Source organism: Rhizobium sp. PP-F2F-G48, from assembly GCF_004342335.1.
In the GTDB taxonomy this organism is placed as follows: Bacteria; Pseudomonadota; Alphaproteobacteria; order Rhizobiales; family Rhizobiaceae; genus Ferranicluibacter.
On sequence record NZ_SLVH01000001.1, the window covers coordinates 387,125 to 402,117 of the forward strand.

The 14,993-nt window shown below is 63.9% G+C and carries 17 protein-coding genes; 10 read left to right on the plus strand and 7 right to left on the minus strand.

Features of this window, described 5'->3' with window-relative positions; all coding sequences use genetic code 11:
• Positions 1-5: 5 nt before the first annotated feature.
• Positions 6-1,835: a hypothetical protein gene (locus C8J36_RS01805; RefSeq protein ID WP_245506425.1), complete on the minus strand. Its 1,830-nt coding sequence runs from the start codon at positions 1,833-1,835 to the stop codon at positions 6-8.
• Positions 1,836-2,016: 181 nt separating this feature from the next.
• Here C8J36_RS01805 and C8J36_RS01810 point away from each other — a divergent pair, with 181 nt between their 5' ends.
• From C8J36_RS01810 to C8J36_RS01820, 3 genes are read left to right on the plus strand one after another with little or no spacing between them, the layout of a single operon-like run.
• On the plus strand, positions 2,017-3,027 hold the full coding sequence (locus C8J36_RS01810; protein WP_132531987.1) for a glycosyltransferase: 1,011 nt from the start codon (positions 2,017-2,019) through the stop codon (positions 3,025-3,027).
• 17 nt (positions 3,028-3,044) lie between these two features.
• On the plus strand, positions 3,045-3,782 hold the full coding sequence (locus C8J36_RS01815; RefSeq protein ID WP_132531989.1) for a class I SAM-dependent methyltransferase: 738 nt from the start codon (positions 3,045-3,047) through the stop codon (positions 3,780-3,782).
• Complete coding sequence (locus tag C8J36_RS01820; protein ID WP_132531992.1) at positions 3,779-4,147, plus strand: EamA family transporter; 369 nt, start codon at positions 3,779-3,781, stop codon at positions 4,145-4,147. Before C8J36_RS01815 ends, C8J36_RS01820 begins: the two co-directional genes overlap by 4 nt.
• A gap of 25 nt (positions 4,148-4,172) precedes the next feature.
• Here C8J36_RS01820 and C8J36_RS01825 read toward each other — a convergent pair whose 3' ends face one another.
• From C8J36_RS01825 to lgt, 6 genes are all read right to left on the minus strand, one after another.
• On the minus strand, positions 4,173-5,105 hold the full coding sequence (locus tag C8J36_RS01825; RefSeq protein ID WP_062592241.1) for a ribose-phosphate pyrophosphokinase: 933 nt from the start codon (positions 5,103-5,105) through the stop codon (positions 4,173-4,175).
• A gap of 240 nt (positions 5,106-5,345) precedes the next feature.
• Positions 5,346-6,317, minus strand: coding sequence for a hypothetical protein (locus C8J36_RS01830; protein ID WP_245506426.1), 972 nt, complete (start codon positions 6,315-6,317; stop codon positions 5,346-5,348).
• Between the two features lie 257 nt (positions 6,318-6,574).
• On the minus strand, positions 6,575-7,726 hold the full coding sequence (locus C8J36_RS01835) for a Xaa-Pro peptidase family protein (RefSeq protein WP_132531995.1): 1,152 nt from the start codon (positions 7,724-7,726) through the stop codon (positions 6,575-6,577).
• 1 nt (position 7,727) lies between these two features.
• Positions 7,728-8,522 (minus strand): peptidoglycan editing factor PgeF, encoded by a 795-nt coding sequence (gene pgeF, locus C8J36_RS01840; RefSeq protein ID WP_132531998.1) that lies wholly within the window; start codon positions 8,520-8,522, stop codon positions 7,728-7,730.
• 197 nt (positions 8,523-8,719) lie between these two features.
• Positions 8,720-9,811: a class I SAM-dependent methyltransferase gene (locus tag C8J36_RS01845; RefSeq protein ID WP_132532001.1), complete on the minus strand. Its 1,092-nt coding sequence runs from the start codon at positions 9,809-9,811 to the stop codon at positions 8,720-8,722.
• Complete coding sequence (lgt, locus tag C8J36_RS01850; RefSeq protein WP_132532004.1) at positions 9,808-10,659, minus strand: prolipoprotein diacylglyceryl transferase; 852 nt, start codon at positions 10,657-10,659, stop codon at positions 9,808-9,810. Before lgt ends, C8J36_RS01845 begins: the two co-directional genes overlap by 4 nt.
• A gap of 265 nt (positions 10,660-10,924) precedes the next feature.
• Between lgt and C8J36_RS01855 the strand changes: the two genes are divergently transcribed.
• The 7 genes from C8J36_RS01855 to C8J36_RS01885 all read left to right on the plus strand — a co-directional run bounded on the left by C8J36_RS01855 (position 10,925) and on the right by C8J36_RS01885 (position 14,947).
• Complete coding sequence (locus C8J36_RS01855; RefSeq protein WP_062592252.1) at positions 10,925-11,185, plus strand: accessory factor UbiK family protein; 261 nt, start codon at positions 10,925-10,927, stop codon at positions 11,183-11,185.
• 456 nt (positions 11,186-11,641) lie between these two features.
• Complete coding sequence (locus C8J36_RS01860; RefSeq protein ID WP_062592254.1) at positions 11,642-12,142, plus strand: YbjN domain-containing protein; 501 nt, start codon at positions 11,642-11,644, stop codon at positions 12,140-12,142.
• 2 nt (positions 12,143-12,144) lie between these two features.
• Positions 12,145-12,963, plus strand: coding sequence for a pyrroline-5-carboxylate reductase (proC, locus tag C8J36_RS01865; protein WP_165914921.1), 819 nt, complete (start codon positions 12,145-12,147; stop codon positions 12,961-12,963).
• Between the two features lie 83 nt (positions 12,964-13,046).
• A complete protein-coding gene (locus C8J36_RS01870) occupies positions 13,047-13,388 on the plus strand; it encodes a tRNA-binding protein (RefSeq protein ID WP_132532007.1) in 342 nt (113 codons plus the stop codon).
• A 283-nt stretch (positions 13,389-13,671) separates the two neighbouring features.
• A complete protein-coding gene (locus tag C8J36_RS01875) occupies positions 13,672-13,962 on the plus strand; it encodes a PilZ domain-containing protein (protein ID WP_132532010.1) in 291 nt (96 codons plus the stop codon).
• A gap of 23 nt (positions 13,963-13,985) precedes the next feature.
• Positions 13,986-14,543 (plus strand): TadE/TadG family type IV pilus assembly protein, encoded by a 558-nt coding sequence (locus C8J36_RS01880; protein ID WP_281029217.1) that lies wholly within the window; start codon positions 13,986-13,988, stop codon positions 14,541-14,543.
• Positions 14,543-14,947 carry a TadE family protein gene (locus C8J36_RS01885; protein WP_132532015.1) on the plus strand — a complete coding sequence of 135 codons (405 nt, stop codon included), beginning with the start codon at positions 14,543-14,545 and terminating at the stop codon, positions 14,945-14,947. The genes C8J36_RS01880 and C8J36_RS01885 overlap by 1 nt, the downstream gene beginning before the upstream one ends.
• Positions 14,948-14,993 lie beyond the last annotated feature (46 nt).

Here is a 14,993-nt window from a genome sequence, read left to right on the forward strand (position 1 = left end):
AGCCGTCAGCGGCTGACGCGGAAGATCTTCAGCGCCGCCGGACCCGGCGCGGCGACCGGCGCGAGATAATCGGGAACGATGCCCTTTCCGAGAGCCGCATAGAGCCCACCCGGCGCGCGCTGCGCGATCAGGTCCGTCTGTCCGTCCTCGGCACAAAAGGCAAGAAGCGTGACGCCATCGCGGTGGAGAAGCTCTCTCGCCGCATCCGGCGCGGCAAGGCCGATGTTCAGTTCCGCCAGCATGCCGGCCGTGTTGCGGTGATAGGGCGCGGCGAGCACCCGATGCCGCGTGAAGCGCAGGATGGCGGCGCCGAGATTGGAGGGGGCGGCGACGAGGCCGGTCGGCTCGTCCGCAAGCGGCGCGATCGCGTCGCGCGTGCCGCAGGCGCTCGTCGTCGTGCCCGTCATCACCGTCGCCTCCTTGCCCGTCGAGCTTGCCACTGCGGCTGCGGCCAGGCCCCAGATGCTCGGGATCGACATCAGCATCAGCCCGGCGAAGGCGAGCTCCGCGCGGATCGTTCTCGGTTCGCGATAGGCACGGGTGCGCAGATCGGACACGGCGAGCGAGAGCGGAAAGATCGAGAGGAAATTGAGGAAGGTCGTGCCGCGGATCTGAAGCATGCTGATCGCCAGCGTCGGCAGGCAGAGCGCCAGGAAGACCAGGTGCAGTTCCCGCCGGTCGTTGCGCCAGATGCGAACCAAGCAGGTGAGGATGGCGAGAGTGCCGGCCGCAAAGCCGAAACCGAGATAGGACGGCATGGTCTGCGCCAGCTGCACGATCGACTGCGCTTCTTCCACCCGGTCGAGCCAAAGGGTCTTCAGCAGCGGATCGAGGGAGGCGAGGGGGTTCTGCAGGCATTGCGGTGCGACCGACAGGGTGACCACGGCAACGGCTGCAGCCGAAGCGGCAAGGGCGAGCACACGAGCCTTCGCCGATGCCACGCTGGTTGTGAGCGCCGACAGGAAGAGCGCCAGCCCGCCGGATGTTGCGATGGCGAAGAAGCCGAGGGAGAGGTTGTCGCAGGTGACCATCGCGTAGAGATGCGGCGGGGTGGTGACAAGAAATGCCGAAGTGACGGTCGTGGCAATCGAAAGGCCAAACGCCTTCGCCGCGCCTTCCATCCGCTCTCCGTGCCATGCCCATCGCAGGGCGATGACGGTGCCGGCAATGGCGACCAGCGGCGTGGTTTCGACGCCCACCGCAATCGCGATGCCCGCCGCGATCCCGGCAAGGGTGTGGCCGCGCGGACGCCCCACAGGGTCCGTGAGGCCGGCCATGAGCAGGGCGATCAGGGCGAGCTGCACATTGTGATGATCGATGTTTCCCGGCTGGAAACGCATATTGCCGATCAGCGAGAGGACGATGAGGATGAGACCGATGACCATGGTCTGCCGTCCGCCGATATTGAAGCAGGCGCGGGCAACGCCGATCAACACCGGCGCGATCAACAGGATGGGCCAGACGAACAGGGCCGCCGCTTCGCTCGCCTGCGGGCTTAGGAAAAGGCCGAAGAAGGCGATCAGCCCGGCGATCGGCAGATCGACGAGGCGCGACCAGTGCATGAGCGTGCCGCCCTCAAGGCCAAGGCGGTATTGCATCGTGTCGAACCAGCCTTGACCGGCCAGAAAGTCCCGCACCTCGACAAGGCGCATGGCGTCGTCATTGTCGCGACCCACATAGTCCGTGGCCCGGACGCCGGCGACGAGGGAGGCGAGAACGACGATGACGATGGCAAGGAGGACGATGGACCACGGCCTGTCCCGCAATACTCTGAGTTTCAGACCTGTATCTGGAAAGGGGCCGGCACTGCGAAGGGCGGGTTTAGAATGGGTCACGGTGGGCCTCGCAAGCGTCGTCCGGGATGTCCGGCTGGCCGGCATGTTAGGGCAGGAAGGTGAAAAAAGCCTTTGCCGGACAAGGCGTGCCAGACGGCGCGATCCCGCCGCGTCAAAGACATCTTCAACGGGACCTTAAGATTTCATCGGCATTGTCGTCGGACCGCCATGGATGACACCGATGCAGACGCTTCCGACAGACCTCAGGATCGCCGTCCTTCTCCCCTGCTACAACGAGGCCGCGACGATCATCTCCGTCGTCCATGCGTTCCGCGCCGCGCTGCCGCTGGCGCGCATCCATGTCTACGACAACAACTCCACCGACGAGACGGCCCTGCGGGCGACGCTGGCCGGTGCGATGGTCACGCGCGAGATGCGGCAGGGAAAAGGGCATGTCGTTCGCAGAATGTTCGCCGATGTCGATGCGGATATCTACGTGATGGCGGACGGCGACGGCACCTATGCGGCTGCCGACGCACCCGCGCTCATCGCCACGCTCCTGTCGGAGCGGGCGGATATGGTCGTGGGCACACGCCGCGGCGTGAAGGCCGATGCGGGCCGGCAGGGGCACGCCTTCGGCAACCGTCTGTTCAACCGGCTCTACCGGACGCTGTTCGGCAATGATTTCACCGATATCTTTTCCGGCTACCGCGTGTTTTCGCGCCGATTTGCCAAAAGCTTTCCGGCCGTTTCCGGCGGCTTCGAAATCGAAACCGAAATGTCCGTGCACGCGTCGCGGCTGAAGTTGCCGGTCTGCGAGATGCCGCTCGACTATGGCCGCAGGCCCGAAGGATCACACTCCAAGCTTTCCACGTTTCGCGATGGCGGGCGCATCCTGTGGATGTTCGCCATGCTGATGAAGGAAACGCGGCCTTTTACCTTTTTCGGCGCCATCAGCGGCGCCTTCATGGCCACAAGCCTGATCTTCATGGCACCTGTGCTGGTCGAATATTTCGAGACCGGCCTTGTGCGACGCATGCCGACCTGGGTTCTCTCGGTGGCGCTGATGATGATCTCGTTCATGATGTTCACCGCCGGGCTCATCCTCGACTCGCTTGCCCGCGCCAGGGCCGAGCAGTTGCGGCTTCACTACATGGCCCTGCCGTCGAGCCCCTTTCTGGCCCAGCCCGGCGCCGGTGCGGTCGAGCCGGACCCGCATGAAGCGAGCGCTGTGCGCAGCGCGGCCGCTTAACATCTGGAGACCGATCGATGAACCGCGAGACGACAAACCGCATCCGCTTCGTGCTGGAAGACTTGCTGCCGCCGGTTGTTCGGGATTCGCGGCTGTTCCGCGCGGCGGCCAAGCTGGTCTGGGGCGAGCATATCGTTCACCTCGCCGAATTTCGCGCCCGCGCGCCGTTTCTGTCGGAGGCGGAGTATGAAGATCTCTATCGCAAGCATCCGCGCGTGCATGAGGGGACCGACAACTCGTCGGCCTGCATCCGCCGCATTGCCGACGCGATCGAAGGCGACAGCGTCTGCGATGTCGGCTGCGGCACGGGCGCGCTGCTGAAGCATATCCAGGCGTCCCGTCCCGGTCTTTCCCGCGTGACCGGCGTCGATTTCGTCGTCGATGACGCCGCGAGCCTTCCCGGTGTCGAATACATCGCCGCGCGCATCGAGGACCTGCCATTTGCGGACGGCGCGTTCGATACGGTCGTCTGCACGCATGTCATCGAGCATGTCCTCGACTACCGGCAGGCGATCGCCGAATTGCGCCGCATCGCGCGCCGCCGCCTGATCATCGTCGTGCCGCGCGAGCGGGAGTATCGCTACAGCTTCAACCCGCATTTCAATTTCTTCCCCTACACGCACTCCTTCCTGCGGGCCGTCCATCCGGTTCCCTCGATCCATGTCTGCGAGGACATCGGCCGCGACATCTTCTATTGCGAAACGGTGGAGAAGGCGGGCGCGGCCGCCGGCGGCATCGCCGCGGCAGCGGCATGAACGGCGCGGGCAGCTACAGCCCCGCCCTGTGGCTGGGCCTGACCGGCACGCCGCTGATGATTGCGATGGGGCAGGTGCTGTTCAAGCTGTCGAGCCGCACCACCGGCGAATTCGGCGTGGCCGGCATCGTCGCGCTTCTGCTCAATCCGTTGATGATCTCGGCTCTTGCCGTCTACGGCATCGGTACGCTCGTCTGGATCTTCGTGCTGAAGAGCGTGCCGCTGACGATGGCCTATTCGTTCATGGCGCTGACGTTCTGCTTCGTGCCGCTGCTTGCCAGCATCTTCCTCGGAGAAACGCTGACGCTGCGCACGGCCATCGGCGCCCTGCTGCTCATCGGCGGCATGATCGTCATCAACAGCTGATATCGAAACGTTCCGAGGGCTGGGCTCAGTCGAAGAGGCTCGAGACGGACTCTTCCTGGCTCGTGCGGTTGATCGCCTCACCGATGAGGCTGGCCGTCGAGATCACACGGATATTGTGGGCGGACTGCACCGCCGTCGTCGGCTGGATGCTGTCGGTTATGACGAGCTCCTTCAGCTTGGACGAAGTGACCCGGGCGACCGCGCCACCGGACAGCACGCCGTGGGTGATATAGGCGGTGACGCTGGTCGCGCCGTTCTTCAGGAGCGCTTCTGCCGCGTTGCAGAGCGTGCCGCCGCTGTCGACGATATCGTCGATCAGCAGGCAGTCCTTGCCGGTGACGTCGCCGATGACGTTCATGACCTCGGACTCGCCGGCCCGCTCGCGGCGCTTGTCGACGATGGCCAGCTGACAGTCGAGACGCTTGGCGAGCGCACGGGCGCGCACCACGCCGCCGACGTCCGGCGAGACGACCATGACGTTGCTGAGTTCATAATGCTCTTTCACGTCGCGCGTCAGGATCGGCACAGAGTAGAGGTTGTCCGTGGGAATGTCGAAGAAGCCCTGGATCTGACCTGCATGCAGGTCGAGCGTCAGAACGCGATCGGCTCCGGCTTCCGTGATGAGATTGGCGACGAGCTTGGCGGAGATCGGCGTGCGCGGTCCGGGTTTGCGGTCCTGGCGGGCATAGCCGAAATAGGGAATGACGGCCGTGATGCGCCTTGCCGACGAGCGACGCATGGCGTCGATCATGATCAGCAGTTCCATCAGGTGGTCGTTTGTCGGAAAGGACGTGGACTGGACGAGGAAGACATCCTCGCCACGCACATTCTCCTGCACCTCGACGAAAATTTCCTGGTCGGCGAAGCGCCGGACCGTCGCCCGCCCGAGCGGAAGATTGAGATAGTTGCAGATCGCTTCGGCCAGGAGCCGGTTCGAATTGCCTGCGAAAACCTTCATCGATGGTCCGCCTGTCGTGCTGTCCGGGATAGGCCCGAACCGGACGGTCCGTTTGCCGTAATCCGCAAGATTCCGTAAACCCGCATCCCAATGCGCAGCGGCTCCAGCGAGCGTGCGCCCGTCGATGCCGATGGGCGCTTCATAGCGGCCTTCTCCCTGAATGCAAGAGCAAGGCCGGTATCGGGACGGTTTATCCGAAAAAGATTTCGGAGGGACCACCGGAGACGGCGCTTGAAGGGCCTACCCGGCCGACGCGTCGCGCCATGCCAGGTACTGGCCGACGCTCTTGCTCGCGATGTCGCGCATGGTCTGCGGCGGAACGCCAGACCAGAGATCGGCGCCCTTGGTGTCGACGCTGTCCTGGCCCTGGATCCGGTGCAGGCGATTGCCGGCCTGGTCGAGCACGTCCCAGACATAGACGATGGTCGTCTTTCGTCCGTCCTTGAAGGCCGAGAAATAGCCCTTGAGGATGTGCTGGCTGCCGGGATCCGCCGCCGTCTTGATGATCAGGCCATTGGAGCGGGCTTCCGCGCCGAGCTGCTCGGAAAGCGGACGGATGGCTTCGACAGGCGCGCCCATGATAGGCAGAAACCGAATGCTGCCGACGGGGCCGGCTTTGGCGGCCGGCGCGATGGCGGCTTCTTCCTGCGGCGGGCTGCCCGCCACGGCCGGGACATCGTTCTCCAACGTTTCCGCCTGTTCCGCGTCCGGCGCCTGAGCTTCCGGCGTCTGCGTGCGTGCGGCGGCCTCGGTTTCGCTCACCTGATTGCCGGTCGCAGGGAAGCCGACGGCGCTTTCGTTGGCGGAGATCTGCGGCGGCGGGTTGCTGGCGAGCGCCTGCACCTGCGCCTCGAAGGAGCCGGCCGGATTGCGATAGTCCTCGTCTCCGCGCGCATAGGCGGTGCCGGTGATGTTGGGTTGCGCGTTGTCATTGGGGTCGGAGAGGCTCGCCGACCGTTGCACGCGCATCTCGTGAACGGCGGTCGCCGCATCCGGTGCGCTGCTGACGACGGGCTGCTGCGAGGACATGGTGTCGAGGTCGGCCTGATTGACCGGGGACGACTGATAGCTGCCGTCGCCGACATTTTCCGGCGGCGTCAGCGCGTCGATGCTGTTGCAGGACGACAGCGTGAAAAGGAAAGGCAGAACGCACAGCGATGCTCTGGCGCGGCTGCGCGCGATGTTCGTCGTCGTTGCAAAGAGGATGCGCACGGTCGACCTCCATCCTGGACAGATGCCGCGCCCGCCGCCCGTCTCCAGCACGCCGCATGCCTTGGGGCATGGGGGAAACGCTGCAGTATGAAACGCCGATACGCTGGCACACTGTGACGCCACCCGACGGGCCTATCCCGTCGGTCGCAAACGTCAGGCAACCAGATTACGGCGATAATCCTAAGAAGCCGTATTGATCCGGCGTCTCCTTTTTGGGGCTGGCGGGGCCTTGGGCCCGCTCTACCGTGCGCGGGATCTCAGAGGTCGATCACATCCAGGCCGAAACGGGAGAGGGCCCGCGGTGCGCCGTCGGTGGTCACATAGGTCTGCCCGAGCGTCATGGCCGTGCCGCTGTCGCTGTCCATGATGATCATGTGCACGAAGAGCGACATGTTGGGCAGGATTTCCTGCGGATTGCCGGCATGGAACATCTGCTGCTCCATCCAGGAGGGCGAGAAGCGGGCGCCGAGCGAATAGCCGCAGGCGTTCAGCCGGTGCTTGGCAAGGCCGCGCTCGTCCATGATCTTGGCGTGGACGTCGAAGACGGTGCCGAACGTATTGCCCGGCCGCAGCACCATCTCGATCGCCTGAATGGTTTCGCGGCAGGCGCTGTAGAGTTCGCGATGACGATTGGTCGGCTCACCGACCACGATCGTGCGCATCATGGCGGCGTGGTAGTGGGCACTCACACCGGCCCATTCGAGCGTCAGCTGGTCCTGTGCGTCGAGCTTGCGGCGGCCGGCCTTGTAGCGGCAGAGAAGGGCGTCGGCACCCGAGCCGATGATGAACTCGTTGGCGGGATAGTCGCCGCCGCCTGCAAAGACCGCACCCTGCATGGCCGCAAGGATAGCGGCCTCGTCGCCGCCGGGACCGATCAGCGGCAAGGCGGCATCCAGCGCGTCGTCGGCAAGGCTCGCGGCCTTCTCGACATGGGCGATTTCGCCGGCGCTCTTGATCAGGCGCAGGCGCCCGACCAGCATCGAGGCATCGACGATCTGGCCGAAACTCGCCATCTGGTGATCGAGCAGCCGGGCGATACGTCCGGTCATGCCATGGGTGTCGTATTCGATGCCGATGCGGGCGCCGAGCAGGTCGAGCTCGCTCAGCAGGTTCTTGAGGTCCATCGTCGGATCGGCATTGACCCTGTCGACCCAGACCTCAATGCGCTCGATATTCGAGGTGTGGCGCGCCTGCCGAAGGTCGGCGGAACGGGTGAGCAGGACCATCGAGCCATCGGATTTCACGACCAGCGTCTGGAAGAAGCAATAGCCGAACGTATCGTAGCCGGTCAGCCAGTACATGCTTTCCTGGGCAAAGAGCAGCAGGGCATCGAGCTTGTCCTCGCGCATCCTCGCCGTGAGGCTGGCAAGGCGTGCGGCATACTCGTCCTGGGTGAAGTGAAGGGCCATGTCATGCTTCCCTGATGCTGATGGCGGAAATCTGCCGGCCGTAATCCGGCTCGCTGCGATGGGTCGTCCGGCGGTAGGAAAAGAAGCGTGCTTCGTCCTCATAGGTGCAGAGGTCGAGCGTTTCGGCCTTGACGCCGGCTGCCGACAGGCGGTCGAGTGTGAAGGCGGGAAGGTCGAACATGGCGTGGCCGGCGGCGCGCTCGGAGGGCTTGAAGAACCTGTCGTAGGAGGCGTCTTGCGCGCGGAATCGCTCGACGAATTCCGGTCCGACTTCGTAATTGGCAGGGCCGATGGAAGGCCCGAGGCAGGCGTGAATGTCTGACCGCGTCGCGCCGAGAGCCAGCATGGCGGCGATGGTGTTTTCGAGGACGCCGGTGAGCGCGCCTTTCCAGCCGGCATGCGCCGCGCCGATGACGCCGGCTCTGGCGTCGGCAAAGAGAACGGGGCCGCAGTCGGCCGAGAGGACACCGAGCACGATTCCGGGCGTCGTCGTGACCAGGGCATCCGCCTCGGAACGCGTGCCGTCATAATCGGCGCCGATGGTCACGACGTCGGGTGAATGGATCTGATGCACGGTCGCGAGCCTCTCGACGGGCTGGCCGAACCAGGCGGCGACACGGGCGCGGTTTTCCTCGACATGCGCACGGGCGTCGCGCGAGCCGAGGCCGACGTTCAGCCCCGCATAAAGGCCCTCCGAGACGCCGCCCGCGCGGGTGAAAAACCCGTGCGCGATCAGGGGAGAGGCGGAGGAAAGCAGAGGGCTCTGGATAGGGGAAGGCAAGGCGTCGTCCGGCATTGGTCTTTCGCCCTTTTTCGATGTCCGTGCTTGCGGAGGAAACGGGCGATGCCGGACATGGCTCGCCTCTGATTTGCGCGGGATGTTGACCTTTTGCGTCCCGCCCTGTCAATCGCGCAGGCGAAAAACGGTGTCGGCCGCGGGGTTTGGACGGCTGCCTTGTCCGCTGTCCGGCACGGACGCCGAAGGCAACATGCTCAAGCCTGGAACGGCACAAGGGCGATGGCGGGATGGCTGACGGCGAGCACCTTGAAGAGTTCGCCCATCTTGCCTTCGCCCGATCCCGAAAGCCGTTCGGCATCCTGCCGTACGCCTTCCTGCACGATGATGTCCTTGCCGCGCGCGAGCGCCTCGGCCCGTTCGCGGATGCCCAGGGCGAGCAGGAAATCCCCCTGATAGGTCAGGCCGTTGATGCGGAGACCCTCTGCGACGGCTCGGCGGGCCAGCTGCTCGAAATCGACATGGCTGGTGATATCAGCCTCGCCCGGATGGGCGAGCGGCGGATCGAACTGGTGGTCGCGCACGGCCTGCAACGTATCGCCGTAATTGGTGGCCATATGCCCGTAATCGATGATGAGAGCGGAGCCGTCGCTGCGCTTCAGCCGGGAAGAGATCGCGGCCATGACGGCATCGCGGGCAGGCGCGACCTCGAAGATCGTGCCAACCGGGATGGTGTCTCCCGGCGGCAGGAGATCGGGATCGATGGTGGCGACGCCGGCGGTAAAGCAGAGCGTGTCGTTTGCGTCGAGGCCGACCATGCGCTCGCGAAAAGCCTGTTCGGTCTTGACGAACTGGCGGATGGGGATGGCATCGAAAAGCTCGTTGGCGACGAGCAGCAGGAAGCCGTCGGGGATCTCCTCGAAGCTGTCGTGCCAGGCGATCTTGAACTTGTGGGCGACCAAAGTCTGGCTCTGGACCTTCTGCAGCCGCTCGCTGGTTTCGACCAGATGCACGCTCGCCTTTTCATAAAGGTCCGGCGAGAGGCGCGAAAGTACGCGCAGGATATCCGACATCATCGTGCCGCGGCCGGGTCCGATTTCCGCGATCGCGACCGTTTCCGGCGATCCGTGCCGGCGCCAGGCCTCGAACAGGAACATGCCGACGAGTTCGCCGAACAGCTGGCTGATCTCGGGCGCGGTGATGAAATCGCCGCTCTGTCCGAAAGGCTCGCGTGTGCGGTAGTAGCCATGTTCGGGATCTGCGAGGCAGAGCGCGAAATAGTCGGTGACGCTGATCGGTCCCGTTGCCAGGATGAGCGCCTTGATCTTGTCGCTGAGCGGCGTGGTCATAGGCGCCCTCTGAGAAGGGCACTCGCCCGGCGGGCGCGCAGGATCGCCCAGAGGCCGAGGCCGACCATCGGCAGCGACAGGAGCATGCCCATCGTCAGCCAGCCCCCGGCGAGATAGCCGATCTGCGCGTCGGGTTCGCGGAAGAATTCCACGAAGATGCGGGCAAGGCCATAGCCGGTGATGAACACGCCGGCGACGAGGCCCGGTGTTCGCAAGGCGTGGCGCTTGTAGATGAGGACAGCGAGCACGACGAGCAGCAGCATGCCCTCAAGAAGGGCTTCGTAGATCTGGCTCGGGTGGCGGGCGAAGGGACCGCCGGTCGGGAACATGATGGCCCAGGGCATGGAGGACAGCCGGCCCCAGAGTTCGCCATTGATGAAGTTGGCGAGGCGCCCGAACAACAGGCCGATCGGCACGACGGCCGCCACGATGTCGAACAGGCTCCAGATGGGGATGGACCGCTTGCGGGCGAAGATCAGCATGGCGAGGATCGTGCCGATGAGACCGCCATGGAAGGACATGCCGCCATTCCAGATCTCGAAGGCGCGAAGCGGATTGGCGATCACGGAGGGGAGGTCGTAAAACAGGATGTAGCCGATGCGACCACCACCGACGATGCCGACGGCGACCCAGAGCAGGAAGTCGTCGAGATCGACCTCGGTGATCGGCGCCTTGCCGCCCCACAGCGTGTCGTTGCGAACCATCCGGCGCGCGTAAAGCCAGCCGAGCAGGATGCCCGCGACATAGGCAAGGCCATACCAGTGGATCTGCAGGGGCCCGATGGAGATCAGGACCGGGTCGATCTCCGGAAAGGGCAAAATCGAAAGAAGGCTTGCTATGGGTTCCAAAGGACGTGGCTCAGCCTCGGTTACACCCGGCCGATCCCCTGGCGACCCGGCAACGGATCAGGACCTGCGGCGGGTCTTTCACTGCGAACCGGCATAGGTGCATTCGCTTGCCCGAACCATGGCGGGCGGCATGCATGGGGTCAAGCGAAGGCGGAGCGGCAAGTCTCATGATTCACTGGTTTTTCCTTGCAACCCGGTCCTGCCTCTCCTACCTCCCTATCACAGGCGCCGTGCGGCGCTTCAACCGCGATCCCGGAGGGACATCATGACGACGACAGGTGGAAGCCGCATCCTCGACGATCTTGCCAAGCTGATGACGGATGCCGCGGGTGCGGCACAGGGCGTGCGACGCGAGGCGGAGACGATGTTCCGGACGCAGGGCGAGCGCATCCTCAACACGATGGATGTGGTCAAGCGCGAAGAGTTCGAGGTCGTGCGCGAGATGGCGCTGCGGGCGCGCGAGGAAAACGATGCGCTGCTGGCACGCGTCGCGCTTCTGGAAGCTCGGCTTGCCGAGAAGGGCTGATCGGGCCTCCTTCTCCATCCGATATTGCGAAGCGGGGAGGGTGTTTCCCGCTTTTTTTCGTTCGTCCGATAGGCTCGACTTAGAGAGGGGCGTTTACCGCCCTCATGAGAGGGTAGCCGCAGAGCGAAAACGAGAAAAAATTCGACCCTGTGGACATCCCTAAAAAACGCAATCCGCTGAATCCTTTACTGACTCAGGCTGAATCAGTTTCCAAAGCTCTATCCACAGCTGCGACGCCTTTTTTGGGTGGTCGGGGCTGGTGTGCAGACTCCGGCGTTATACACTGATTTTACAAGATGATTCGAAACGGGTCACACGAGATACGGGCAGGGTCATCGGTTCGGCTTCGTCGTGCGTTCGTCGATCATTCCATGTTGTTTCCGGTGTAGTCGGGCCTGTAGGGCTTCGCGTGCGAACGCGACGGCGCATGCCACGCTGGAACTTTGAAGGTGAAGCATGAGCCTCGTAGAACTGGAACTGCAGCGTCAATCCAATCCGGTCGATATGATCGAGTTCGTCGCGGCCACGAATGACTGGAGCTTCGAGCGTTCCGGCGAAGACGAAATCGCCATGACGGTGGAAGGCAAGTGGTCCGATTACCACGTCTCCTTCTCCTGGATGGAGGAGTTCGAAGCCCTGCATCTCGCCTGCGCCTTCGACATCAAGGTTCCTGAAAGCCGCGTCAACGAGGTTATCCGGCTTCTGTCCCATATCAATGGCCAGGTGCTGATGGGGCATTTCGATCTCTGGCGGCAGGAAGATGTCGTGATCTTCCGTCAGTCGCTGCTTTTGTCCGGCGGTGCCGAGCCGACCAATCGTCAGGTGGAGGTTCTGTTGTCGAGCGCGCTCGATGCTTGCGAAAGCTATTTTCAGGCCTTCCAGTTCGTGGTCTGGTCCGGTGTCGATGCGGAGCGCGCGGTCGAGGCCGTGATGTTCGAAACGGTCGGAGAAGCCTGATCGTGGTGGCGAGCGGTGTGGGCCCGATCATTCTCGTCGGGGCCGGCAATATGGGCGGTGCAATGCTGTCCGGCTGGCTGAAGAGCGGTATTGCCGGTGGCGATGTCCTGGTGGTCGATCCGGGTCCGCCGCCCGCAATGGCGGCAATGATCGCCGACCATGGCGCGCGTCATGTGACGGTCGCGCCGGAGGGTGTCACGGCATCCGTTCTGTTTCTGGCGGTCAAGCCGCAGGTCATGGAGGCCATTCTGCCGGCTCTTTCCGGTCTTGTCGGGCCGCAGACCGTCATCGTGTCGGTCGCCGCCGGCAAGACGCTCGGCTTTCTCCAGTCTCATCTCGGCGACGCCGCCATGGTGCGCGCCATGCCGAACACGCCCGCCATGATCGGCCGCGGCATCACCGGCGCCTTCGCCAATGCGAAGGTCGGCGATGACCAGCGCGCCCGCGTCAACGATCTCCTCAAAGTGTCCGGTCCCGTCGAATGGGTCGATAGCGAGGCGGATATCGATTCCGTCACCGCGCTGTCGGGCAGCGGGCCGGCTTATGTTTTCTATCTCGTCGAATGCATGGCGGAAGCCGGCCGCAAGGCCGGACTTCGGGCGGACCTTGCCATGCGTCTCGCACGGGAAACCGTCGCGGGGGCTGGTGAACTGCTTCACCAGTCCCCCGATGACGCCTCCAGGCTTCGCCAGAACGTCACGTCGCCGGGAGGCACGACCGCTGCCGCCCTCGCGGTGCTGATGGCCGAAGACGGGATGCAGCCCCTTTTTACCGCCGCAGTGGCCGCAGCGCGGCAACGTGCCGAAGAACTGGCGAACTGAACGCGTCGCGATCTCTCCGTTTCGCGAACTGCCGCACAGTTTTGCGGGACAGGCCTTAACATGTCTGACGAGGGCGAACGCCGATGAGCGATATGATCACCTATGCCGATTTCGAGAAGGTCGACATCCGCACCGGCACGATCGTCGAAGCCTCCGCCTTTCCGGAAGCGCGCAAGCCCGCGATCAAGCTCGTCATCGATTTCGGCCCTGAGATCGGGTTGAAGAAGTCTTCCGCGCAGATCACCGTCCACTACGATCTGGAAACGCTCGTCGGTCGCCAGGTGCTCGGCGTCGTCAACTTTCCACCGCGACAGATCGGCCCGTTCCGGTCCGAAGTCCTGACGCTGGGTTTCGAGGACGAGGCGGGTGCCATCGTCCTCGCATCGGCGGGCAAGCCGGTCCCGAATGGCCGGAAGCTTCTCTAGCGTCCATCCCGCGCGGGGCGTATCTGCGCTCTTCCGTCCTGTCCGAACGTGTCGTTTCGACCGCGCGTGGACGCGTCGCGCCACAGTCAGTGTTTCCAATTAGATTTTTTCTTAGAAAACTCTAATTGAGTCACGCATATTTAGAAAATCCTTAAGTTCTTGGCGGTAGCGTTTCCGATGCAACCGGTCATGGTACTCCGTCGCTCCTCTGTCGTCGGCGAACCGGATCGGCGGTCAGCAGGAATCGAGACCTTTCTGCTCCTATCATTTTCGGGAGTCATGGATGCAAGAACATCGTCGTCAACCGCGCATGAAAACCTACAAATCCGGCCGCATCATTTTCAACGACGGTCGTTCGACACTTGATTGTATATTGAGAAACCTTTCGGGGAGTGGAGCTAAACTGTCTTTCAGTCAGGTTCCAACGATCCCCGATACGTTCAAGGTGACGTTTTCGGACGGTTCGATCCGGTCCTGCAGCGTTGCATGGAGGAAGTCGCTCGATGTCGGCGTGTCCTTTCTCTCAGCCGACAATGCAACCATGGCGGCATTCGAGCCGGGCGGAAATCCGTGAAAACGCGGTGGCATGCCGGCGGCGTGCGCCCCCGGTGGCCACGCTTTGGGCCCGGTCCGGGGCTTCATCCGGTCGGGCGGCTGCGGCGCGATCGCTCCGGCGTTGCGGCCGTCGAATTCGCCTTGATGTCACCCATCTTCCTTCTGCTGATGGTCGGCCTCATCGATCTCGGCTTTGCCTATCATGCGAAACTCAGGGTCAACGCGGCAATTTCCGCGGCCTCCTACTACGCGTTCCAGAAAGGGCAGGCGCTCTCCGTGGCAACGGCGCAGGCCTACACGGCGAATGTCGCGGGCGTTGCAAGCAGTCTGCTGGCCAATGTGAGCGACGATCTTTCGGTCGGTGTGGTGATCAACGACGATCCCACGGGGGCGAAGACATCGACCACGTTCTGCGTGAGCGGTTATCCCGCCGTGTTCACCGCAGCAGGCGCCGCGAGCACCAGTTGCGGCGGCAACCTGACCTCCGGCAAATTCGTGTCGATCCGCGTCAGCGGGCACATCACGCCGATCTTCCTGTCCGCCGATCTGTTCGGCGGCTCTCTCGCGGTTGCCGATGCCGCGCTCGTCAGGGTGCAGTGATGCGCCGCGTCCTCCTGGGGCGGGACGGAGCGACGGCCGTCGAGTTCGCGATCATCGCGCCGGTGTTCTTCGCCGTGATTTTCGGCATGATCGGCATGGGGATCGCCATCTGGAGCACCTCGATCCTCAATCAGGTCGCAGCGGAGGCGGCGCGCTGTCTGGCCGTGAACGGGCCGGATTGCACAGTCCCTCCGGCCGGCTGCACATCGGTCGCAGAGATCTGCTTCATCACCACGCTCGGCAACGAGCGCGGCATGTCCGGTCTGACGGCATCCGAGATCCGCATCGAACCTGCCGTGGCAACGGGGCCGGCCGTCTCGACGCGGGTCACGCTGAACAGGCCCTTCGATCTTCTCGGCTACACCATGACGCTCTCCGGCAGCGCGTCCTATCCCAACAGCTGAACCTTTCGCGTCCGGTCATCCGGAACGCTCGTTCAGGAGGAAGCGA

What these genes read in the sequence shown, in the direction of transcription:
- C8J36_RS01845 (WP_132532001.1), bottom strand. Translation starts at nt 9,811, where the DNA reads ATGACCACGCCGCTCAGCGACAAGATCAAGGCGCTCATCCTGGCAACG.
- C8J36_RS01885 (WP_132532015.1), top strand. Translation starts at nt 14,543, where the DNA reads ATGCGCCGCGTCCTCCTGGGGCGGGACGGAGCGACGGCCGTCGAGTTC.
- pgeF (WP_132531998.1), bottom strand. Translation starts at nt 8,522, where the DNA reads ATGCCGGACGACGCCTTGCCTTCCCCTATCCAGAGCCCTCTGCTTTCC.
- C8J36_RS01870 (WP_132532007.1), top strand. Translation starts at nt 13,047, where the DNA reads ATGAGCGATATGATCACCTATGCCGATTTCGAGAAGGTCGACATCCGC.
- C8J36_RS01820 (WP_132531992.1), top strand. Translation starts at nt 3,779, where the DNA reads ATGAACGGCGCGGGCAGCTACAGCCCCGCCCTGTGGCTGGGCCTGACC.
- C8J36_RS01875 (WP_132532010.1), top strand. Translation starts at nt 13,672, where the DNA reads ATGCAAGAACATCGTCGTCAACCGCGCATGAAAACCTACAAATCCGGC.
- C8J36_RS01825 (WP_062592241.1), bottom strand. Translation starts at nt 5,105, where the DNA reads ATGAAGGTTTTCGCAGGCAATTCGAACCGGCTCCTGGCCGAAGCGATC.
- C8J36_RS01810 (WP_132531987.1), top strand. Translation starts at nt 2,017, where the DNA reads ATGCAGACGCTTCCGACAGACCTCAGGATCGCCGTCCTTCTCCCCTGC.
- C8J36_RS01835 (WP_132531995.1), bottom strand. Translation starts at nt 7,726, where the DNA reads ATGGCCCTTCACTTCACCCAGGACGAGTATGCCGCACGCCTTGCCAGC.
- C8J36_RS01860 (WP_062592254.1), top strand. Translation starts at nt 11,642, where the DNA reads ATGAGCCTCGTAGAACTGGAACTGCAGCGTCAATCCAATCCGGTCGAT.
- C8J36_RS01855 (WP_062592252.1), top strand. Translation starts at nt 10,925, where the DNA reads ATGACGACGACAGGTGGAAGCCGCATCCTCGACGATCTTGCCAAGCTG.
- C8J36_RS01815 (WP_132531989.1), top strand. Translation starts at nt 3,045, where the DNA reads ATGAACCGCGAGACGACAAACCGCATCCGCTTCGTGCTGGAAGACTTG.